The sequence below is a fragment of the Arcticibacter tournemirensis genome (genome assembly GCF_006716645.1).
In the GTDB taxonomy this organism is placed as follows: Bacteria; Bacteroidota; Bacteroidia; order Sphingobacteriales; family Sphingobacteriaceae; genus Arcticibacter; species Arcticibacter tournemirensis.
This window is the reverse complement of the sequence record NZ_VFPL01000002.1, coordinates 68711-93564: the sequence shown is the minus strand read 5'-3', so window position 1 is coordinate 93564 and position 24854 is coordinate 68711. Positions and strand designations below refer to the sequence as shown.

Sequence of the window (24854 nt, the reverse complement as noted above, 5' to 3'; positions counted from 1 at the left end):
TATGTCAGCGGGTACGCCGAACGTGCCCGCTGATGTTAGTTATCCGTGTTATCGAGGTCTTTAACTTTAATATTGTCGTAAACAGGCATCGCATCATACGATCTCAATCCAATGGCTCCCCTGGTAAATTCAGTATCGCGGGCTCTCAATACAGGTTCTTTTACATCGTCCAGAAAGATCTGGATATTTGCGCCCCGTGCTATCACTTTTAGCTTGTACTTTTTGTCGGGTGCTATGCTAAGCGAAGCCGAAGAAAGCATCGTGTATTTTTGACCATCTGCTTTGCCTATTTCAATTCTATCGGATGCAGCGTTCAGTCCGACGTAATAACCTTTATACATATCAGCGCCGAATGCTGGCCGGGAAACACGGAATATAATACCTGCATTTCCAAGGTCTCCGGGAGTTATTTCGCTTTCAAATATTAAGTTGGCGATGTTCACAGAGCTCTCAATTACCTTAGATCCATGTATCCCCGAGCCCCATGAGCCCTTGTTGGAGGCGGCATGAATCGCACCGTCTTTTGTAAACCAGCCCCCGCCGTAATAAACCCAGCCCTGCATGTTATTGTTGTCAAAGTTTGCTTCAAACGAGCCAACCGGTTTGCCCGGCTCACCAATCACAGGGAAGTTGGAAATCCGGATATTCTCAGATCCAAATGGCGTTAAGGTGATTTCTTCCACCGGCTCACCGGATGTTAGCGGACCGAAGGGCACATCTAAAGCGTGCATGCCATTGTAGGCCATCGTCCAGTCCTTGATTTTTTGCGCCTTTGCCTTTATTTTAACAGGGGTTTCTGCCTGTACAAATGGATTTTCAGGCATGGCGCCCTTTATCGCAGTGAACGACGACTGGATATTTTTTTTGTCGAAGATCAAACCATAGTTCCACGGGTTAACAGGATATACTTCGTAATCGTGAAAACCCTCTACTTTGTGTTCTTTTATAGACACGTATTTTGCATCCATTTTTAACGAGTAGACGATTGGGCCGCGCTCAACACTTACCGAATGATGCACTTGTGGGGAAACGTTTATTTCCATCGGGAAATTCAGAAGCACCTCATCCTTACTTTTCCATTCCCTGCTGATTTTCGCTATCTGACCACTGGTGATCCCTTTGATTCGCTTCCCATTCACACTTATCGACGGGTTTTTGCACCAGGAAGGGATCCTTAGACGAAGCGGGAATGTAGCAGGCTTATCCAGAGATATTTTTAGCTTAATTTGTTCTTCAAAAGGATAGTTAGTTTCTTCGTCGATCCGGATATGTGCCCCGTTTGCCACTACGGCGCTCACCTCTACAGGTGCATAGGCGATAATAGCCAGCCCTTTATCCGGAGTAGCCGCCCAGCTATTTTTTACAAAATAAGGCCAGCCCATGTGCATATTATACCTGCAGCACCCCATTCCCGAGTAAGGACTAAGCAATAATCCCTCGGGATAATCTTCATCAAAACCAGCGTTTCCATGTTTGCATACCGCCTGATTGGGCAAAGTGTAGTATAGATGCTCCTTAAGGTCGCGACTGAACTGAGCCGGAAGCGTGTTGAACGCAATTTTTTCAAGCCTGTCGCCGATTGATGGATCCTCAAATATTCTGGCAGCCGTTTCCAGACTTTGCATCCATTCAACTACTGTGCAGGTTTCGACGCCTTGCACCGCGCTCCTGCCTGCCAGGAACTCAGTGCCGGAAGCAATCCCCGACGACTGTCCGTGATCTCTCACTAAGTATTCTATCCCTTTGGTAAAAGCCTCTTTATAGGACATATCGTTACTTCTTTGGTAAACGACTGCAGGAAACTTTAATGCCTGTCCCACGCTGACGGCGTGTTTTGTATGAAAATCGCCGCCGAAGTGATAAAACATGTTTTTTGAATAAATATCTTTCCACGGATAGGCCTGATCCTTCAGCAGATCAGCCAGCTTTAAAAGAGATTCATCCCCGGTCCTGTTATAGAGCCAAAGAACAATTTCGATATTATCTCCGGTCCTTGATTTACTCCATTCCCTTAAAGGATCCGTTTTCAGGTTCTCCAGTTGATATTTAAAATATTTACTGAAAAAGGGGATAACCTGGTTATCTCCCGTTGCTTCATAATAGCTTTTTATCGCATAGAGCATCGGCATTCTTGGCCACCAGTCCTTCATTTTTGGGGGACCAAATAATCCATCAGCCTGTTGATTATCCAGGGTCCAGGTAATCCATTTTGCAGCTTTCGCTTTCAAGGCGGGATCATCCAATGTGTAGGCCAGAGCAACCAGGCCTTTTACGTAATAGGGCACCCTTTCCCATCCATTGCCCATTCCGCCAAGCCAGTCAGAATTGGCACCCAGGTTATCTGCTTCCGGATACAATTCCTCCGCGTGACCGGTGAATCCGTTTGCCTGCAATTGCAGCTGCTTTAGCAGCCAGCCCTTAGCCTTAATGCTGCCCAAAGGAAGTTCGGCATAGCTGCTTGTAGCTAAAGGTTTACGGGAAAAAACATAATCGTATTGGTGATTAGTTTGAGCAAATAAATTACTTATAGTTGTTAAAATCAGACAGCAAAATACAACTGATGTTTGTATTATTTTTCTCATTTAATTGTATGGCTAGCAGTTCTCCGGTTTTTAATACCGGTTCATAATAGAGGAGAACCCTGTTTTGAATCTCCTGTACTAAGGATCAAAGAAAAGCAAACTTCTATAAAAAAAGCTCTCAAAAGTTAGATGGTTTGTCTCAATCTGCCCGGGAAGCAACTGTCTTAAATAAAAAAAGCACCTGATCAGAGACCAGATGCTTTATACGATTAAAATATAGTGATCTTTTAAATTACTTGTACATTTACCGCATTAAGGCCTTTAGGGCCACTTTCCACATCAAACGAAACTTTATCGTTTTCGCGAACTTCGTCGATCAGTCCTGTCGAATGAACAAAAACATCGTTGCGATCATCGCTCTGTGCGATAAATCCGAATCCTTTAGTTACATTAAAGAACTTCACTGTTCCTTCTTTTTTCATATTGTATTTTATTATATAAGACTGTAAAGGTACGAAATTATTTAACTTATTGACTATTAATGAGTTTTTATTTCGAATGGTTTGTGTTTATATGCCCACATGGGCCGGTCTACCAGAAGGGGCTGGGACCGTTATTTCAAAAGTGCAGGGGATACGGCCAGTGTTACGCAGGATGAAAAATTGGAATAGAAGTTTGGAAAAGAAAGGACAAAACCCTGTAAAGTACCTTACCAGTGCCTGACCAAAACCCGATAAGATCAGACTAATGTCAGCATCTCCTCAGGATAATGTCAGACTCTCGTCAGACTTTAGTCTGACATGATGCTGACGAGATGCTGATGAGATACTGACGATATCAGGCTTTGGTCAGGCATTGGTAAGGGATTAATCAGAGATTGGGGGTAGCACGGGGCTATGGTTGGATGGTTTTAATAATAATATCGTCACAACACCAAATACATATTTAGTTCCCTATTGGTAACATGTTGTTGCAGCGAGCGTATTACCACAATATTTGGAATTTGTCAATGGATGCTCATTCAATCTGTTCCAGACTTGTATGGAGTTTTAAATCTGCGTTTTATACTGTTGTATGCGGAGATTTGTAGCTGTACTTCTGGTTTTTTTTACTTTCTATTTAGGACTGTGTGTTGATTGTAAGGCTCAGATTGCATTCGGTACCATTGATCCGGGGCCTTACGGGCCGGGAAGTAATATAACTGTTCCCCTCACAGTTAGCGGATTTAAGGCAGGCAACAGATTTGAATTGTGGATGTACGATTCGGGAGGAAATCTTGTGTCTTATAGTCCTATCGGAACTTTCGACGGACATTATACTACCTTTATAAACGGTGTCATTCCGGAAACCACTATGCCTGGAAATGGCTATATGATCAGGGTGAAAAGTTCAAATCCAGAGGTAATGGTTGACTACACAGGTATCAAGATTACTGATAAACCAGGACCTAAAATAAAAATATCGCCGTTGGAAGAAAAAAATCTTCTGAAGACTGATCTGATATATGGCTTTTGCCAGAATATTCAGGACGGTAACGTATTGACGCTTGCGGATTCGTCGGCATCCGCTGTGACAGTTACAGGATTACTGTTCGATGATTACGACAAGCTGAAGTCGCCAGAAAGTTTTACCGTGTCGCCGGATGGTCTTTTAGATATTATCCTCGGGAAGTCATATTATACAGCACGTTTGAGGTCCGAACTTAATGGAGTTGTATCTACAAAAAGTTATGTTATTTTAAATGTTGATTTTACCCTCAATCTTCAGGCTAGCGGAAGTCAGATTGTATGTTTAAAGTACCCGATTGACCCTAATAACGAAAGCGAGAAATTGGGATATTCAGTTATAATCGATTCCGAGAAAGGTATTGCAAAAAATTACCCCGGCCTTTTATATAATTTTGATTGGGGCGACGATGTTATCGAACATTTCACTAAAGAAGATCTCATTGCAAGGGGTGGAGTGGTAAAGCATCATTATAATGAAAGCTCATGTAGTGAGCCTCCTGTCATGATATATCCTCCGGTGTATAACTCTTACACTGCAAACATATCAATATCTGCGGGTTTTTGTATTGGAGCGGCTCCTCAATTTACCTCTTATCCTAAAGTTTATTTGTTGCCGAAAGCCGACTTCGTTGTTCCATCTGTAGGTGGCTGTGTCACTAAGGATGTGACATTTATAAACACCACTATACCTGGTATGTCGCCGAACTCTTCCGGGACGGGTTGTACTGACTTAACCACGTATAAGTGGTATATAAAGAAAAGCACCGAAACATCCTGGCACATTAAAAGTGCAGCCCAAAACTTTACTTTCCAGTTTCCCGAGGTTGGTACTTATAATATTAAACTTGTGGCGAGCAATAACAGCTGTTCTCCCACAGAGATAATTAAGGATATATGTATTTCAGAGCTCCCTGTCCCTGATTTTGAATTTACACAGTCGTCGGCATGCAATTCGGCTCTGATCACTACGGTGAACCATACAAATGTAGCGAACCTGTGTAGTAAGCATTATTTATGGCAGGTTATCGACTCGTTAAGTGGCGTTGCGGTAAGCGATGGGATCACCTTCCTTGACAAGGATACAAGTGATGCGCCGAGAATTAATGTGGCTAAACCGGGGTCTTATATTTTAAGGTTGACGGTAACAAACTCCTGTAGTGACGTTGTGCTTGATAAGCCGTTCATGATAGCTGGTGGTTTAGCTGTTACTCAACCAGTAGAAGCTAAGATATGTAAAGGTATTCCTGTTGTCATAGATTTCGCAACAGAAGAAAGGGTAATGCCAATGTATGAGGGTTTCGGGAGGAACAAGACGTATCAATGGACAGTTACGGGAGGAAGCTATGAGTTTATTGGTGGTTCTGATAAAGATCCTTTTCCGGTGATAAAGTTTAATGAGGTTGGAAAGAAATACACCGTATCGCTAGTGTATAATAACGAGTGCGGACCTGCTGTCAGCAGTAGTCAAGATGTTACGCTATACGCTTTGGTAAATCCTGACGCAGGATCGGATGGAGTATTGTGTGACTACACTCCGATGAATAAAAAATATGTGTTAAGTGCCACGACTCCAAATGTTTTAAATGGAGAATCTGGCAAATGGACCGTAGTTTCAGGGCCTTCTGGTTCTCTATTTGATGATTCAACCAAACCAAATGCCACAATATCCAATTTGCTGGTTGGTACCTATAAATTGAGATGGACTGTGAGTAATCCGGGCGGATGTGAGGAGTTCGAGGAGATTACATTAACCGTATATCAACGGGCTACAGGAGGTTCTGTTACCTGTTTAGAAAGTCCAACAGCTAAGCTTGTCTGTAGCGGATCTGACATAACATTGCGAGCATCAGGATATATTCAAAAGATTATCCGGTGGGAAGTATCGACAGATGCAATTAACTGGACCCCTATTGACAATACTAGTGATATACTGGCCTATCCCAATATACAGCAAACGACTTACTTCCGGGTACAGGTGGGCGGTAAGGGATATGACCAGGGCTGTACCAATCTCGTTGCATCAGGCGTGCTCCAGGTGAAAGTTGATCTTCCCTCAATTGGAGGAACTATTTCGACTGCCGGTCCAACGGTTTACTGTATTGAGTCTTCAAGTCCGGGGATACTGATACTTAAAGATTACAGGGGTACCTCTATTCAGTGGGAAAAATCGGAGGATAACGGAGGTTCATGGAGCCTGATTAGTGGTGCTTCCGGAAATTCGTATGGATATAGTGCGTTATTAACAACAACTCAGTTCAGGGCTTTGGTAAAGAATGGTGAGTGCAGTGCTGAATATTCCGACCCCATTACAATTACCATCGATCCTAAGCCAACCACTGCAAATGCCGGTCCAGATGAAAAGTTGTGTTTGAATTCTGGTTTGACTTATCAATTAAACGGAAACCTTCCTGCAATAGGAACCGGAATCTGGACGCAACCACCCGGACAAACAGCAGTTATTGATAATCCGGGACTCAATAATACCACGGTTAGCAACCTGGAGAAAGGTAAACGATATACGTTTTTGTGGACTATAAATAATGGCACATGTGCCGGCAGCACATCCACGATGAATCTTGATGTGCTGGCTGATATTGTTAACTCTATAAAGTCAACTCGCCTTGTATCCTGTCCCGGCGAAGCGGTCACTCTTTCAACCGATCAGTTATCAGGAGGAGATGTTCCATCTTACGTTTCTGCAAGTTATTCGTATTCATGGGAATCATCTCCCGATAAAATTTCGTGGACTGTAATTCCTGGCGCTAATCAGGAGAATCTCACAGTAAACCCTGTTGTAACGACTTATTACAGGAGGACTGTAAAAAGTTACAATAGCTGTGACGTTACAAGTGAAGCGGTTGAGATATTTATTAATGCGATCACTCCATCCGCAGATGCAGGAGGAGATGTGATAATATGTGGTGAGACAAGTTATAAGTTAAATGGTAACGATCCGGGTGCCGGATTTACGGGAACATGGAAGGAGCAGTCGGGTAATTCTTTAACATTTACTCCCGACACGCATTCTCCGGATGCTGTGGTGGGTAATCTGCTGCCAGGCCAGACTTATCAGCTTGAGTGGCGGGTTGGGGGCCTAAGCCCATGCCCGGATAACACTTCGCTCAAAAGCATTGTTGTCAGGAAACCTGTGACAACCGCAGCTGTAGGGGCTACAGTCCGGATTTGCCTTCAGGAGGACGGTTCTAATAATCACGTAACGCTGTCGGGCAATGCGCCTGATGCCGCTAATGGCGAAACAGGTTTATGGACTCAGACATCGGGCGTGCCTGCTCATATTACAGATCCTTCATTATTTAATACGGAAGTTACAGGGCTGCTGCCAGGCTCTTACGTGTTTGAATGGGGAATAAAGAATGACGCAACTGTCGGAGATGCTGGTTGCAGAGAAAGTAAAGCGACGTTAACTATTGAAGTGACGGCCTATCCTGTTAAGGGATTAATTAGCAATGGTAATATCACCGTATGTAAGGGGAACGACCCCGGCTCACTTGATCTTACCGGATATTCTTCATCCGACCTGCTACAGTGGCAATCTTCAACAGATAGTATAACGTTTAACGACATTGCCGGCGCTAACGCACCCTCGTTTGCTCCTGGAAACATGGCCCAAACAAAGTGGTATCGCGTAAGAATATCTCAGGCTTCTGGATGCTTGAATTCAATATACACCGATAATATTAAGATCCGGGTGGATGAGCCATCCGAAGGCGGTATTACAACGGGCAGCGTGGCGAGGGTTTGTACAGGTGTCAACAGTGTCACCGTTTCTTTAAGCGGAGAGAAAGGAGATGTTGTGAGATGGGAGCAATCGGGTGATAACTTTAACACATGGATTCCTGTGTTATCAACATCCAAATCAGGTGTATTCCATAACCTTAATGCTGATACCTGGTTCAGGGCTATAGTCAGGAATGGAGCCTGCTCTGAAGTGCCATCCGCTGTAACCTATGTACAGGTGCTTCCGAATGTCACTACAGCTATTGCTGGAGATGATCAATATTTATGTAATGAAGCCAGTGCTACGCTGGACGGCAATATAGCAGTGAAGGGTACTGGAAGTTGGACGAAGATAAGCGGTCCGTCATGCCTCATTGAAGATCCGGCAGATCCTCATAGCAAAATAAGTGGTCTTACTGCAGGAACCTATATTTTCAAATGGTCTATAGAGAACGGAATCTGCGATGCAAGCACTGATACGATTACAATATACAATTACCCGGCTTTAACAAATGCCATTACGGGAAGCGTTACCACGTGTTCCGGGCAGACGGTACATATTACAGGCGGCTTACCAACGGGAGGCAATGGAGCGTATGCATACCAGTGGCAATGGAGTTCCGATAACATTAACTGGACAGACCTTCCCGGGGAAGTCAACAGGGAACTCACATCGGTATTTACTGCATCAACATGGTTAAGGAGAGTGGTAAAATCAGGACCGTGTTCCCTTGAAAGCAATACAGTGTACATCGCCGTTCAACCTCCTTTGGGCAATAATAGTATATCGTCAGATCAGGTATTATGTGCCGGCATGCCTTCTGTTCAGCTCGCAGGAAGCTTACCTACAGGGGGTGATGGAATCTTCTTTTATCAATGGCAGAAGAGTCTGGACGGAACGTCATGGTCGGATATTGCCGGAGCGGTTGCAGCTGTATTTGATCCGGGAACATTAGCAGAAACCACCCGGTTCCGGAGAATAGTTACAACATCACTTTGTAACGGAGATCAAAAGAGTATAAGTAATGAGGTTGGTATCACCGTGAATCCTTTGGCTAAGGCAGAATTTACAGCTGTCAGGTTGAAGTCGTGTATCCCATTTGATCTTAAACAAGTTATCACATTGATTCCTCACGACGACCGCGTAGCGACTTATCAATGGTATGTTAACGGGGTAAGTGTTGGATCGGGGAAGGATTTTCCGGGTTATATATTATATAACGATGGTGAATCGGCGACTGTGAAATTAGTGACCGACAGTAAGTTTGGTTGTGGCTCAGACAGCATGGAGCTTACTTTTGAAACAGTGAAAGACGTAACGGCTTCCTTTACCAAGGACAAGGTGGTAGGTTGCGGGCCGCTTTCTGTCAGCTTTAACAATACTTCCGCTCCTTTGAGTCGCGGAACCTATATATGGGATTTCGGGAATGGTATAACCTCTACGGATATTCATCCCGCAGCGATAACCTTCGAACCCAATCCGAATCATAGAGATACTACCTATGTTATTACATTAAAGGCGTCGACCGGATGTAAAGAGACTATTTTTACCGACTCTGTATTGGTACATCCATTGCCTTATGCGTTGTTTTCGCCGAATAAAACGTGGGGATGTTCTCCTTTCGAGGTAACTTTTAACAATCAGTCAAAGGCCGGTTCAAACAGTAAATATACTTTTGATTTTGGTGACGGCCAGACTCTCGTTAAGAATGACGTTTCGGATGTTACCCATACATTTTACACAACTAAAACCGATACGGTAACAGTAAGGCTCAAAGTAGAGAACGAGTGTGGGGTAGATTCAAATAGTTATAAGATAGTTGTTTATCCTAATACAGTCACGCCGCAGTTGATTATTGACGGTGACAGGAAATTTGGATGTGCCCCCCTTACCGTCCGGTTTGATAATCATTCTGAAGGGGCGAATTCTTTCTACTGGGATCTTAAGGATGGCAATACCTTTACCACGAAGTCTGCTCCTGAATCAATAACGCATACGTTTACGGTGCCGGGGACTTACGAAGTATCCTTGCTTGCAACAAATGGATGTTCTTCTGCAACAGATACAGAGATAATAACAGTGTATGCCCAGCCTAATGCTAATTTTAGATTTAACAATGGACAGTACTGTGTGAAGGATTCCGTGCAGTTTTTCAGTACACCGGAGACCTCGGCATCGTATCACTGGGATTTTGATGATGGTACCACTGCGAATACTGCTAATCCCCGACACGCATTTGCACGAGCAGGCAAGTATAACGTTAAACTGACAGTCCAGCAATCTCATCCCGACGGTTCAGTTTGCAGTAGTTTTACGACCCAGGAAATAGAGATTCTTCCTTTACCGGTGGCTTTGTTTACCAGTAATGCAACATCGCTCAACTGCGCACCATTCAAGCTGACGGTCTCTGCTACGCCGGCTAACGCCGCTTATGTGGAATGGAATTTTGGTGATCCTAATGGTAATGACAATATATTAACGGGGCATGTAGCTGAACACACTTTCCAGCTTCCCGGACTTTACAGGGTAAAGCAGGTGGCGTATAATGCATCGGGTTGTATGGATACCATTGTCAAAACGGTGAAAATCACAGAACGGCCTACGGCGAATTTTTCTGCTGCTGACACAATGTTCTGCGGAATGAGCGCTACGGTAAGTTTTGCAAACCAATCAACATACAGCGGAACAGACGCTGTTGTTTATAAATGGCTTGTCAATAACAGGCCAGTCTCCAGTCAAAAGAACTTTAGTTATCCGTTTGCAGTGCCGTCAGATGCAGTAATGCCTTATAAGTTTGACGTGAAACTGATAGCGGTCAGTACTTTGGGATGCCCGGATACAGTAACGCATACAATTCAATTCAACCCGCTTCCTAAAGCTGATTTCGATCTGAAAACGAATATTGCATGTACGCCATTTAAAGTTGAAATCGAAAATAAGTCAAGATATACTGATGAATACCTTTGGTACCTGGATGGACATCTGATTTCTATGGAGCAAAGTCCCTCAGATATTGTTTTAACAGGTGTAGGCAGGTCGTATAAACTAAAACTTAAAACCTTAAATAGTTATGGTTGCAAGGCCGACAGTATAGAAAAAACAATCAATACCTACGGCAGGCCAAAAGCTTTCTTTACTTTGAGCGATAGTGTAAGCTGTAATGGTAAGCTCGAAGTTGCGATTACGAATAGCAGTAACGGCGCGGTAAAATATGTGTGGGATTTTGGCGACAACAGCCCTTTGTCGAATGATGCAGCCCCTCAGCATCTTTACGGCGAACCAGGCATTTATAAACTGCGGTTAATCGCTTTAAATAGCTTCTGTAGTGATACGCTCACCAGGATGATCAGAATTTCCGGAAAGCCGCTGTCGGCGTTTGTACCGGATGTCAACCGAGGCTGTACACTGATAAATGTAGCATTTCGGAATATATCCGAAAATGCTCTTACTTATATATGGGATTTCGGCGATGGAACATACTCCTCAAGTAAAAATCCAGCTCATACTTTCTCCTATCTCAAATCACCCTATGTAGTTAAACTGGTTGTAAAAGGAGAGTATGGATGTGCTGATACCGCGATTACAACAATAAATGTTTCAGCGCCGCCCGTCGCCGATTTTACGGTGTTACCAGATAGTGTTATAAAGGTGCCGGAATACACCTTCTCATTTAAAAACAGGAGTGAGGGAACCGGATTAAAATATCAATGGTTTTTCGGCGACACGAAAGTATCTACAGAGGAAAACCCTGTTCACACTTACATCAACAACGGGTCGCACACAGTCAGGCTCATTGTAACCAACGCAGAAGGGTGTGCGGATACTCTTGTTAAGATTGTCAGGATAGACGGCGTACCGGGCACCTTATACGTTCCGAGTGGTTTTGAACCAGGCAGTTTAAACCCCAGCATCAAGACATTCATTCCAAAAGGCTCGGGTATTGCGAAGTATTCTTTGAAAATTTTTAACAAGTGGGGACGACTTGTATGGCAGAGTGATAAACTGACTGAAGACGGTAGTCCTGCCGAAGGGTGGGATGGTACAATAGATGGAGCTCCGGCATCGCAGGGAGTATATATCTGGGATATAAAAGCCTCGTTCCTTGACGGAAGTGAATGGAAGGGGATGAAATATGAACGGGGCTCAAAAAACACAGTGGGGCCGATAAATCTGATAAGATAGGAATATTATGAAGCGCTTCTTTACCGTACTCGTATTTTTGGTGCATAATATAGCATTTGCGCAGGATCATATCTATTCGCAGTTTTATAACTCCCCTAACTATTTAAATCCCGCCTTAAATGGACAGTTTGAAGGAGACCTTCGAATGAACCTGATCTACCGGAATCAGTGGAGTGGTGTGCCTGGAGGGCTGGATTATTTTACCTTTTCAGTGGATTACACCGTGCCAAAGCTGAACGGGGGATTGGGGTTTCTCGCCACGAGCTCTAATGAGGGAACAGCGTATCTGAGAAAATTAAACCTCTCCGGAATTTACTCTTACAGCGTGTCTTTTGAAGAAGCGGTTCTTTCTTTTGGCGTTCAGGCGGGATTTACGAAGCGGAAGATCGATTATGGGCGTATTGTGTTTGGTGATCAGATTGACGCTCTCACGGGTATTATCCCTGGCTCTGTCACCGATGCTACTGTGCCGGCGATGAATAATAAATATTTTTTCGATGCGGGAGCCGGAATTAACCTTGTCGCCGGGAAATTTATGATTGGAACCTCTGCCCAACATATAAACAAGCCCAACGAATCGTTTACGGGGTTAAAGGCGACATTGCCGATGAGGCTCAACGGGCATGTGAGTTATCGGCTGCCATTGGATCGTTACGATGAGGAAACAGGGCCCGTTGTTATACCCTCTATTGTTTTTTATAAACAAGCCGAATCAAAGTTATTAAGCACAGGCTTCCAATATAAATATAAAGCAGCCAATGTGGGTCTATGGTATCGCAGTGAGTCGGGTACTAAAGGTGATGCTGTAGTACTTTCTCTCATCTTTGATCTTTTTGTCAAAAAGGACATGTATGATAAAGTGCGAATGGGGGTAAGTCACGACGCGACCTTATCTAAACTTCAGTATGGCAATACCGCCGGATCAACAGAGGGAGCGCTGAGCTATGAGACCACTTTTCCTAACAGGAACTCGGCTGCCTCGGAGTATCGCAACAGTTCGGGCAACAGATGTTACGATTTTTACTGAACTCATTTTATCAAGTCTTCTCCTGAGCCGGTTACTGTCTGTTAATCAGAAGAAAAAGTAAAAAATAATTCTTCGTCGCCGGTAACATTCGTCTAAAACCGGCGTATTACCGCGATAGGTGCCATATACATATATTTTTCTCAATGTGTTGTGCTCTGTATATCAGGTTTTTAAGTGTAATTCGAACTGTTAAAATGAATAAAAGATTTATATACCTTACCCTTATCGTCGTACTATTTTCAATTGGTGCAAGAGCTCAGGTAGGTATAGGTACCACCACTCCGGATGCAAGTGCTCAACTTGAAGTCTATTCGGTTGCTAAGGGTTTGTTAATTCCAAGGCTAACTTCGTCGCAGAGGACCAGTATATCATCTCCCGCAACAGGCTTGCTGGTTTATCAGACTGACAACACACCCGGTTTTTATTTCTATACTTCCGGAGAATGGAAAAGACTGGCGAACAGTACGGAGATTAATAACGGCGGTGGTACGGGCACTTCAGGCAACAGTTTGTTAAACGGAGCTGTTAACCCTTCTTCGGGGGTAGGTAATAACGGTGACTTTTACATCAATACCGCAACTTATACATTGTATGGCCCTAAAGCTAATGGAGCATGGCCATCTACCGGCGCTTCTATGATAGGGGCTGCAAATGTATCGATGGGTGGTTATAAACTAACAAATCTTGCAGCCCCTACAAACAACAAAGATGCTGCAACAAAAAAATATGTGGATGATCTTGTAGCTTCCTCGGCGGGCAAGTTCAATCCGGTGTTAAGTCTGGATAATGAGCAGAACCTTTCAATTGAAGGAGGTAATTCAGTAAGTCTTGCTGACCTTTACCAGTCGTTAAGTATAGCCGGAAGCGTATTATCGATCTCTGGCCCAAGAAACAGTCACGTTGATTTATCCGGAATACTTGCACTGGTTAATGGAGGTACAGGAGTTCCTGGAATAGTTTATCACGATGAGACACTAGTAGGAACAGGACAGACAGCAAGTAAGTTATCGGTAAATGATCAGGGAATTACGGCTGTAAAACTAAAAAACATTACTACAAATGGAGGCTCAGGCCAAGTATTGACGTCAGACGGGATCGGAGGCTTTAAGTGGGCTGACCAGGGTGGACTTGGAACCATTGGAACAGGTACTGTGTTGGGAAACAATTCAGGTCTGGATGCCACTCCTGCTCCTTTAACTATGGCTCAGCTTAAAACGATGTTTGACGTGAAGGCGTCAGAAGTTTCAGTGGCTGCCGGCTCGTTGTCATCCAATAACGTTCAATCCGCACTTGAAGAGTTAAATACGAAAATAGGTGTGGTTGACACAAAAGCGTCAGGAGCCTTAGCAGAGGTTAGTGTTGGTTCTATGCTCAAAGGGAAAGGAACTACTGCCAGTCCTTTAAATCTTGCTGATATAACAGGACCCTCGTTGCTGGGAAGACAAACCGGTACAGGAACACCTGGACAGATGGGAATTGGATCAGGGTTGACATTCAGCGCAGATTCTAAGCTGATGGCTGATTTTACAGTCGTAGCGTTGTCATCCCATAATCACACCATCGACGGCTTATCCAATGTAAGCACAGGAACGAAGTCTGTGAACGATCTCTTACAATGGAACGGAACAAACTGGGTAAACGTACCGGCAGCTACTGCAGGTGGAAGCTTTACCGGTGTAACCACTGATAATTTAACGATTTCCGGCGATGGTAAAACGACACCTCTTTCGCTTGCAAATAAATCGGTTTCCTTCGGTAAAATGGCTGATTTGACTGGACCTGCCCTGATTGGCAGGTCGTCGGGCTCTGGCTCTCCCGAGAGAATTAGCCTCGGCGGAGGTCTTTCTATCTCAGGAACTACTTTAGGATTGATGTCCGGAGCCAGCTCCGGTGATATATTACAATGGGACGGCACCCAATGGCAGAGTAAGTCGTTGGCTGCAGCCGGCATCCCGGTGGGAGGTGGAACCGTAACGTTCGCACCAGTTGGTACGGGCGATGTAACAGCTCCGTCTGTTACAGGATCCAATCTGGCCCCTACGCTCTCCATCAGGGACGGTGCGGTTACAAATACGAAATTAGGTCCAGGATCAGTGACGTCTGATAAGCTCGCTAACGGAGCAGTAGATTTGTCAGGATCAAAAGTAACAGGAACTTTGCCTGCAGGCAGCCTGCCAACTGATCTGGGGACTGGTAAGACTATTAACGGCCTTACCCTTACAAATACCGGTACAGGCTTCAACGTAAAAGATGCTTCAACCGGCACAACATTACTTAATGCTGCTACAGGATCTTCTGTATCGGGAAATAATACAGGCGATCAAACCATTTCCTTCCAGACCACAGGGGGAGATATAGCTACGGTAGCTCCTGTATCAAGTACAACAGCTCTTAACCCAACATTGACAATAAATAATGACGCTATTACTTCGGCTAAGATCAAAGACGGAGCTGTAACAGCAACGAAACTTGCAGCAAATGCTGTCGATTTATCAGGAACTACAGTGACTGGTTTGCTGCCTGCAAATAAAGTTGAAGTTTCTCCTTTAATTGCCGGAGCAGGGACCGTGCAGGCTGCTCTCGCTGCACTGGACGGCAAGATCGGAACAACGCCATCAACGCCAACTGCTCATACACACCCCCTGTCGGATATAACTGACATAACTGTTGCGACTCCGGCTTCAAATGATATTTTACAGTTCAACGGAACTAAATGGGTAAACAAGAGCTTTTCTTCCGCAGGTGTACTAACGAATAGTTTGCAGTTCTCGCCCTCCGGAGAGATTTCGGGTACAGCTACAGCATCTTCCGGAACGCTAGCGCCTGCGCTTACGATTAATAGCCAGGCTGTTTCTGATCTTAAGCTGAAAGGAATAACAGTAGGAGGAACTGCTGGACAAGTGTTAACTTCTGCCGGCAGTAACGGATTCCAGTGGAGAAACCTTGACGTTAGCAATTTAACTGCAACGGGTTTTACCGGAGGTACTTTAACGTCAACATTGAACGATCTCTACAGCAAGATCAGTGTAGGTGCGGGTGGCGGATTGAACTTTGTTACTACCGACAATGTCACGATAGAAGGCGATGGAGTAGGAGCCTCAACGTCGGTTAAAATCAAAGATGGTGGTGTTTCACTTAATAAGATAGCTACTTTACCTACCGGCTCTTTACTCGGTAATGTTTCAGGTACTAACACAACTATAACGCCAGGAGCGGGTTTGCAGTTTAGCGGTTCCTCATTGGCATTGAAGCCAGCAACCTCATCAAGCCTGGGAGGAGTAATTGTAGATCCCGCGTCATCAGGTCTGGATATTACTGCAGGTGGAAACTTGTCAGTTAAGACTTCCACTTTGACAGGTGTTATAAAAAGTATATCCGACGGAGCGGGAATTTCCACCACTACTAATACATCTACGGGTGTTGCAACGGTGGGAATCGCAGATAATGGTGTAACAACCGTTAAGATACTGAACGAGAACGTAACGTTGGCGAAAATTGAAAGGATTCCAACTCACACTTTACTTGGCAACTCAACTGCGACTTCAGCTTCACCCCAGTCGCTGACCCTCGGATCCGGTTTGACATTTTCGGGAACCAGCGTTGTTTTAGATCCAACAACTCTTCCTGTTGCTTCTACAACCACGTCTGGTACAGTCAAAGTTGGAAGTGGACTAACCATGACTACCGGAGTGTTGTCTGTTGATGCATCTACTGTAACCGGATTGGTAAAAACAGTTTCAGGTCCTGAAATTACGGTGACACCGAATTCGCCGACTGCGGGTAATGCATATGTTAGTTTAAATAATAGTTCTATTACAACAGCAAAAATTGCAGATGCCAATGTGACCTTGGCAAAATTGCAAAACCTTAGTGGCAGTAGTAAATTATTGGGATCAGCATCAACAGGAACCGGTGTATCAGAAATAACGATAGGAAGCGGCTTAACATTGACTGGTACTACTTTAAGCGCATCGGGTGGTGGCGGAACCGTAACAGGAGTAAGTGTAGCGACTGCTAACGGGTTTTCGGGAACGGCAACTGCTACATCAACACCTCAGATAACTTTAAAAACCTCAGTTACCGGATTATTATCTGGTGACGGAACAACGGGTGTGATTTCAGCAGCGACAACTACCGGAACAGGGAAGGTTGTGATGGATACGAACCCGACTATAACAGGTGCAATAATCACAGGTACGTTAACCGGGAATGCTTCATCTGCTACAACTGCCACCACTGCTACTACCGCTACCAATGCGACTAACACAGCGGTAACTACCGCGGGAGCAACGGGTACAGTATATCCTACATTTGTAACAGCAACGTCAGGCAACTTACCTCAGCAGGCTACATCTTCACTTTCTTATAATCTTGCAACGCAAGAGCTAAATGCGAAGATCCAGCCTTCGAATATCATAAATTATCCAGCGAATGGGAGCGTTTATTTAGCTGGGGACGGAACATGGAAAGCAGCTTCGGGCTCAGCTGTTAGTATTACAGGGGGTACCGGCATCACAGTAACAGGAACATCACCTAGTTTTACAATAGGTTTGACCTCCGGAACCAATGCAGATAATCTGGGTTTCGACAACACGAAGACAACCGGAAATCTAGCTCTAAAAAGCGGAGCTACCAATCTTGCAACTACCACTATTGCTCCCGTAGGAACAACGGCGAGTACATATGGATTGATGTCATCTACTGATAAAATAAGGTTGGATAATATATATGCTAGTCCTACAGCAGGTTATGTGCTAACATGGGATGGTACAGCATCGAAACCTGTTTGGCTGGCATCAAGCGGCGGTGCTGGTGGTGGATTCACAGGCTTACAGTATTCCTACAGTTCTCCCGATTTAATAGCAAAAATCACGCCTTTAACCACAGGAACCGGCACAGGAGATATTCCGGTATTAAGAGACAACTACAATTCGACTACAACTTTAGCGGGATTGATGATAAAAGAGGATAAAGAAAAGCTATTGAAAATTCCGACAATCACAAATAACCCGGCTGTCGGCCAGTTACTTGTACCCACAAGTCCAAGTGCAGCTGCCTGGACATCTCCGACTTTGACTTATTCATCCACATCATCGACTTATAATTCAGGAGTGCTGAATCTGACTTTAGGAAGCTCAATTGTCTCAGGCACGATTCCAGAAGCAACAACATCAACGTCAGCGACAGCCAATGATGGGAAAGCTGGACTTTTAAATAGCAATGATAAGCACAGATTAACCAATTTATTGCCAAGTCCAACTGCCGCGGGGCAGGTTTTAACATCCTCTAGCGCAAATGCCGCTAGCTGGATTACTCCAACTGGTAGCGGGGGCAGTTCAAAGCCTGATATGTATATGGCAGCTAAAGCTTCAGGAAGTTCTGGTACATACACCAACGATGTTTTAGTTAAAAGCTGGGGGACCAGTAAAGTTACATACTCATGGGATTCAAAAACGGAAGCAATGGGAAATGTTACTTACTTGAATATTTTGATCCCTGAGGGAACTATTGTTGACTACGTTCGGATAAATGTGGTTGAAGCGCAGCAACTTGAGCTTATAAAGACACCACAGTTTGGATATTTTTACCTATGTCTAAAAATTACAGGCGGTACCCCCTCTTATAATAATGATACGCAAACATTATTAGTGCCTAATTTAATGGCAGTTTCCTTGCGCAATGGGAACAGTCCTACTGGCGTTAGTACGTTCCAATATCAAATAGGTGGATCTGGAAATGTTCAAATCTCTCAAATCACATCGGGAGAATTAAGGATGAATATGGGAGGGCTTAAGGGAATGCCTTCAGGAACAGATCCAGGGACTGGGTTTGCGTTGATTCTTAATTATTAACAAGATGAAAGAATTAAGGTGGCTGTTCGTTTTTTTGGTACTCACATCGAATCCGAAAGTGGGTTTGAATCAGACTATTAAACAGTTTAACGGTCTTTTTAATATTACGGCAGTAAAGACTGTTGCGTCACAGTATGAAATCACTGGTTACTTTACCGACAATAGCAATACCTTTACTGCGTCTAATGTATTGGCAAATGATCAAATCATTGATCCCAATGGGACTGCACTGAAAATTTCTACAATAACTTCAATCTCAGGAAATCAAATTGTAGCGGTTTGTGACAATACCTCTACAAACTATCCATCAATTGGAATGGGCATAATATTCAGACCCACCACAAGTGGATATCCTTTGATTGCAAACTCCACGCCTACAAATATCCTGAATACGGCTCTTAATACTTCCACAATTTCTATTGATTCGGACCTTCCATCATTTAATTCCGGTCCGGCATTGCCAACCATACCCTATGTTTCTGGAGATGTAATTAGGTTGTCTTCCAATTCATCATTTTTCAAACTTGCAAACTCTAGATGGAGTCAGTTAACAGCAACACCATCTGTTAAGTTTGCGATGACGGTTGATGTAGTACCTGTTGACCCAGCAGGAACTATAGCACTAGTTTTGGGAAGTCAAAAGTATTATTACTCAGATGGGGCCTTATGGAAAGAGATCCCAGCGATCTTATCTTTACCTGTTCTCCCAAAGTTCGGCGATGTTTTTTTTGTAACGGGGGAAAAGAAACTTTATATGTATGCTGATGGAGGAGTAGACGGAGCAAAATGGATGCCGATCAGTAGTTCTGGGATAGCCGGAGGCGGAACGGCAGATTTTCCTACTGATCCCAAACCTGGTGATCTGTTTTTCAACACGGACAACAACACTCTTTACTTATTTGATGCCACATATGCGTGGGTAGAAGTTTCAACGAATGGCTCTACGCCTGCTGGCTATAGCAATCCAGACCCTATGGCGGTTTATGTAAAAGAAGGACAGCTTTTCTATAATTCGTCAGAAACGCAGCTCTATGTGTATAATGGAACAGAATGGATTCCGGTAGGGAATAAATTAGGTGACGGACAAATCTTTGTTGGTAATAGTTCCAATGTGGCAGCTCCAGTACCGATGTCAGGCGACGCGACAATTAGCAATACAGGGAAACTTACAATAAAGGATAAAGCAATAACAGATGCAAAGCTGGATAAGACAAATATTCCTCTGAGCGGTTTTGGAAATCCTGTTGCTGATATATCAGTGGGGGATGGGACTAACAATTATAAGATAACAAACTTAAAAGCGCCATCTGCATCGACAGATGCGGTAACAAAAGCTTATGTCGATGGACTGTTTTCCAATTCGGGCAGTTTAACTCTTGCTTTCAATAACCTTTTTGTTGGTAGTGCGCTGAATAAAGCAGTGGCGACGCCTAAGACCAGCATCCCATTGAGTGGGTTTGGTAATCCGACCGCCAATATTTCAATGAATGGTTTTCGCCTTACCAATCTTCCCAACCCTCCGAGTGCAGGGTCGGATGCGGTAAGCAAAGACTATGTTGATAACGCGGTTTCAAATAAAACCGTTCTGCCAATCAATATTAATCTGAGCCGGAACATGGTGCTGGTCGGAAATGATCAGGATCAGGCTGGAATGATGGAGAAATTTGATATACCTGTTAGTGATTTTGGTGCAGCTAAGAAGGATGTATCATTAGGGTCTTTCAAAATTACAAATCTCGCAACGCCGACTTTAGGTACTGATGCGGCAAACAAGGATTACGTTGATAATAAGGTTTACCCTTCAACGAATATTGCACTCGGAAATGGTAATTTTCTTATTGGGAACAGTTCGGGAAAGGCAGCGGAAACTACAAAGAATCTCATTCCGATTAGTGGCTTTGGTGCTGCAGCAGCGGATGTGTCGTTAGGAAGTTATAAGATTACAAATCTTGCCGCTCCTGTAGGTGATAACGACGCTGTAAACAAAAAGTATATTGAGGACCTGTTGAAGTCGCCCAGCAATGCGCTGGCACTTCCATCCGGTAATTTGTTTGTCGGAAATGCGACAGGAAAAGCGGAAGCGACGCTTAAAAACGCAATCCCCGTTAGTGGTTTTGGGAAGGCCACCGCTCCTGTTTACATGGGTGATGCGATTACACAATACACTATCAGTAATTTGGCGAATCCCATGGATGCGCAAGATGCCGCAACAAAAGCATATGTTGATCTGAAAATTGCGAATCCTTCATCGATCACCTTAGCGAATAATCATATTCTCGTCGGTAATGTAGCAAATCAAGCTGAAGCTATAGCGAAGACGAGTGTTCCAATTACTGATTTTGGCGCTGCAGCACAAAATCTCTCTTTAGGTAACTTCAATATCACAAACGTTCGCGATCCCGTAGATGACGGCGATGCTGTAAATAAAAAATATCTAACTACTCAACTATCATCTGTCGGAAATCTCCTTGCTTTGCCCTCCGGGCAAATGTTTGTTGGAAACCTCTCTGGAAAAGCTGCCGCCACCGCAAAGAATGCCATCTCGCTCAGTGATTTTGGACCTGTAACCAAAGATCTTTCCCTGTTAAATTTTAAGATCACCGCACTTGCCGATCCAACTGCCGACCAGGAAGCTGCGACCAAGAAATATGTCGACAGCAAAACAGGAATTATAACAGTTACTCCGCCGACAACTCCTGTAACCGGAAGTACGTATTATAATACAACAGAGAAGAAATTATATGTATACGACGGCACGAAGTGGATTCCTGTAAATAGTCAGTTGCCTGCCGGCCAGTTATATTTAGGGGATGCTTCCGGAAATGCTGCGGCTGTGGCAAAGAATACAATCCCATTAAGTGGCTTTGGAGCACCGGAGACTGACATCGCATTCGGTGCACATAAGATCACGGGTCTGGCCGATCCTACAGCAGATCAGGAAGCTGCGACCAAGAAATATGTCGACAGCAAAACGGGAATTATAACTGTTACGCCACCGACGACCCCCGTCACAGGAAGTACCTACTATAATACAACGGAAAAGAAATTATACGTCTACGACGGCACGAAGTGGATTCCTGTAAATAGTCAGTTACCTACCGGCCAGTTGTATGTGGGTGATGCTTCAGGAAATGCATCAGCGGCAGCAAAAAACACGATCTCGCTCAGCGAGTTCGGGGTTGTTACCAAAGACCTTCCGCTGGCAAACTTCAAGATAACGGGTCTGGGTGTGCCGACGACCGATCTGGATGCTGCAAACAAGAAATATGTTGATGACCTGCTTTCGGGGATCAATAACCTGCTTCTTCTTCCTAAAGGCAATATGCTAGTGGGAGATGCGTCTGGAAAAGCAGCTTCTATGGCTAAGAGCGCCATACCGTTAAGTGGCTTTGGCGACGCAGAAGCGAACATCTCGCTGGGTACAGGCAGCAATAATTATAAGGTGATCAACCTTGCCGATCCGACGGCAGATCTGGATGCTGCCAATAAGAAATATGTGGATAGTAAGGTAGGAACAGTAACGGTGACACCTCCGACAACGCCAGTTACGGGTAGTACTTATTACAATACGACAGAAAAGAAACTATATGTATATGATGGCACAAAGTGGATCCCTGTAAACAGTCAGCTGCCTACCGGACAGTTGTATGTTGGAGATGCTTCAGGGAATGCGGCAGCAGTGGCAAAGAGCACCATTTCGCTTAGCGATTTCGGGACTGTTAATAAGGATCTTCCGTTGGCTAATTTTAAAATTACAAACCTGGCAGATCCCGGTTCTGATCTGGATGCAGCGAATAAAAAATATGTTGATAGTAAAGTAGGATCGGTAATAACCACCCCACCTACTACGCCTACTACAGGAAGCACATACTATAACACTACTGAAAAGAAACTATATGTATACGATGGCACGAAATGGATTCCTGTGAATAGCCAGTTACCCACCGGCCAGTTGTATGTAGGAGATGCTACAGGGAATGCTGCAGCAACGGAAAAAAATACAATCCCATTAAGTGGTTTTGGAACTCCGGATGCTGATATCGCCTTCGGCGCTCATAAGATTACGGGGCTAGCCGATCCTACGGCAGATCAGGAGGCGGCGACCAAGAAATACGTAGACGGCAAGGTGGGATCGGTAATCACAACTCCACCAACAACGCCTACTACAGGGAGCACATACTATAATACGACAGAGAATAAGCTGTATGTATACGACGGCACGAAGTGGATTCCTGTAAATAGTCAGTTGCCTACAGGCCAGTTGTATGTAGGTGATGCTTCAGGAAATGCTGCAGCGGCAGCGAAAAATACAATCTCACTTAGTGATTTTGGGCCGGTTAATAAAGATCTTCCCCTCTCCAGTTTTAAAATTACAGGTCTGGCCGATCCTACAGCAGATCAGGAAGCTGCGACCAAGAAATATGTCGACAGCAAAACGGGAATTATAACTGTTACGCCACCGACGACCCCCGTCACAGGAAGTACGTACTATAATACAACGGAAAAGAAATTATACGTCTATGACGGTACGAAGTGGATCCCTGTAAACAGTCAGCTGCCAACTGGCCAGTTATATGTTGGCGATGCTTCGGGTAACGCAGCCGCCGCAGAAAAGAATACCATCTCTCTCAGCGAGTTTGGTATTGTTACCAAAGACCTTCCGCTGGCGAACTTCAAGATAACAGGTCTGGGTATTCCGACGACCGATCTGGATGCAGCCAACAAGAAATATGTGGATGATCTGCTTTCGGGTATCAATAATCTGCTTCTTCTCCCTAAAGGTAATATGTTGGTGGGGGACGCGTCAGGAAAAGCAGCATCTGTGGCTAAGAGCGCCATACCGTTAAGTGGCTTTGGCGACGCAGAAGCGAACATCTCGCTGGGTACAGGCAGCAATAATTATAAGGTGATCAACCTTGCCGATCCGACGGCAGATCTGGATGCTGCCAATAAGAAATATGTGGATAGTAAGGTAGGAACAGTAACGGTGATACCTCCGACAACGCCAGTTACGGGTAGTACTTATTACAATACGACAGAAAAGAAACTATATGTATATGATGGCACAAAGTGGATCCCTGTAAACAGTCAGCTGCCTACTGGTCAGCTATATGTTGGTGATGCTTCGGGTAATGCAGCCGCCGTTGAAAAAAGTGTAGTTTCCTTGAGTGAATTCGGCTCGGTAAATAAAGATCTGCCTCTCTCCAATTTTAAGATCACTACACTAGCCGACCCTACAGCCGACCAGGACGCAGCTAATAAGAAATATGTAGACGCACAAGTTCTGAACGCGAAGGCCGCTCCTATCGGAGCCAATACGCTATTGGGAAATAATACTGCTTCAGACGCGGCTCCGCAGGCCTTAACTCCTGCACAGGTAAAAGCAATGCTGGCGCTTAATAACGTAGATAATACCACCGACGCGAGTAAGAACGTGTATTCTGCGACCAAGCTAACTACTCCAATTACCATAAACGGCGTTACATTCGACGGATCTACGAACATTACAGTGCCAGGCGATAACCTGGGGAATCACACCGCCAGCCAGAATATTAAGACTTTATCCTACTCTATAAGCCAGGACGGAACAGATGGCCGCGGCCTCAGCTTTGAGTCGTCGGGGAGTGGTGTCTTTGCTCAGGATGTGACAATTAAAGGAAACCTTTATACTCCCTCTGATGCACGGTTGAAAACGAATATTGAGACGCTGACCAACGTATTGGAAAAAATAGATAAAATGAGGGGAGTAGCTTTCGAGTATAAAGATCAGAGGAAATATGCGAAAGGCCCCAAAATAGGTGTCATCGCGCAGGAGCTGCAGAAGGTATATCCAAATATGGTTAGTAAAGGGCAAGATGGTTATCTCAAAGTGGACTATACCCAGCTGACAGCCGTTTTGATACAGGCTGTAAAAGAACAGCAGCAGAGGATGATAGAGCAACAGTTAGAAATAAACGAGTTGAAATCCCGCCTTGATAAACAGCAGCAGCAGATTAACTCTATTCTAAAAAAACTGGAATAAGC

At 44.4% G+C, this 24854-nt stretch carries 6 protein-coding genes; 4 read left to right on the top strand and 2 right to left on the bottom strand.

Translation table 11 applies throughout. The annotated features are described in order from the left end of the window. Positions 1–35: 35 nt before the first annotated feature. Together BDE36_RS21980 and BDE36_RS21975 are read right to left on the bottom strand one after the other, a co-directional pair. A complete protein-coding gene (locus BDE36_RS21980; protein WP_141816705.1) occupies positions 36–2582 on the bottom strand; it encodes a beta-L-arabinofuranosidase domain-containing protein in 2547 nt (848 codons plus the stop codon). Between the two features lie 227 nt (positions 2583–2809). Beyond that, complete coding sequence (locus BDE36_RS21975) at positions 2810–3004, bottom strand: cold-shock protein (protein WP_128770781.1); 195 nt, start codon at positions 3002–3004, stop codon at positions 2810–2812. A 592-nt stretch (positions 3005–3596) separates the two neighbouring features. On the opposite strand from BDE36_RS21975, the gene BDE36_RS21970 reads away from it, so the two are divergent. The 4 genes from BDE36_RS21970 (at position 3597) to BDE36_RS21955 (ending at position 24852) form a co-directional block, all read left to right on the top strand. Then, positions 3597–11951, top strand: a complete 8355-nt coding sequence (locus tag BDE36_RS21970) for a PKD domain-containing protein (RefSeq protein ID WP_141816704.1) — start codon at positions 3597–3599, stop codon at positions 11949–11951. 7 nt (positions 11952–11958) lie between these two features. Continuing rightward, complete coding sequence (locus BDE36_RS21965; RefSeq protein ID WP_141816703.1) at positions 11959–12978, top strand: PorP/SprF family type IX secretion system membrane protein; 1020 nt, start codon at positions 11959–11961, stop codon at positions 12976–12978. A 194-nt stretch (positions 12979–13172) separates the two neighbouring features. Continuing rightward, on the top strand, positions 13173–18830 hold the full coding sequence (locus tag BDE36_RS21960; protein WP_141816702.1) for a beta strand repeat-containing protein: 5658 nt from the start codon (positions 13173–13175) through the stop codon (positions 18828–18830). Positions 18831–18834: 4 nt separating this feature from the next. Next, complete coding sequence (locus BDE36_RS21955) at positions 18835–24852, top strand: tail fiber domain-containing protein (protein ID WP_141816701.1); 6018 nt, start codon at positions 18835–18837, stop codon at positions 24850–24852. The last annotated feature ends 2 nt before the right edge of the window (positions 24853–24854 follow it).

Bases quoted from the DNA above. Each gene is read 5' to 3' on its own strand.
- BDE36_RS21980 (WP_141816705.1), bottom strand. From the start codon at position 2,582: ATGAGAAAAATAATACAAACATCAGTTGTATTTTGCTGTCTGATTTTA.
- BDE36_RS21975 (WP_128770781.1), bottom strand. From the start codon at position 3,004: ATGAAAAAAGAAGGAACAGTGAAGTTCTTTAATGTAACTAAAGGATTC.
- BDE36_RS21970 (WP_141816704.1), top strand. From the start codon at position 3,597: ATGCGGAGATTTGTAGCTGTACTTCTGGTTTTTTTTACTTTCTATTTA.
- BDE36_RS21965 (WP_141816703.1), top strand. From the start codon at position 11,959: ATGAAGCGCTTCTTTACCGTACTCGTATTTTTGGTGCATAATATAGCA.
- BDE36_RS21960 (WP_141816702.1), top strand. From the start codon at position 13,173: ATGAATAAAAGATTTATATACCTTACCCTTATCGTCGTACTATTTTCA.
- BDE36_RS21955 (WP_141816701.1), top strand. From the start codon at position 18,835: ATGAAAGAATTAAGGTGGCTGTTCGTTTTTTTGGTACTCACATCGAAT.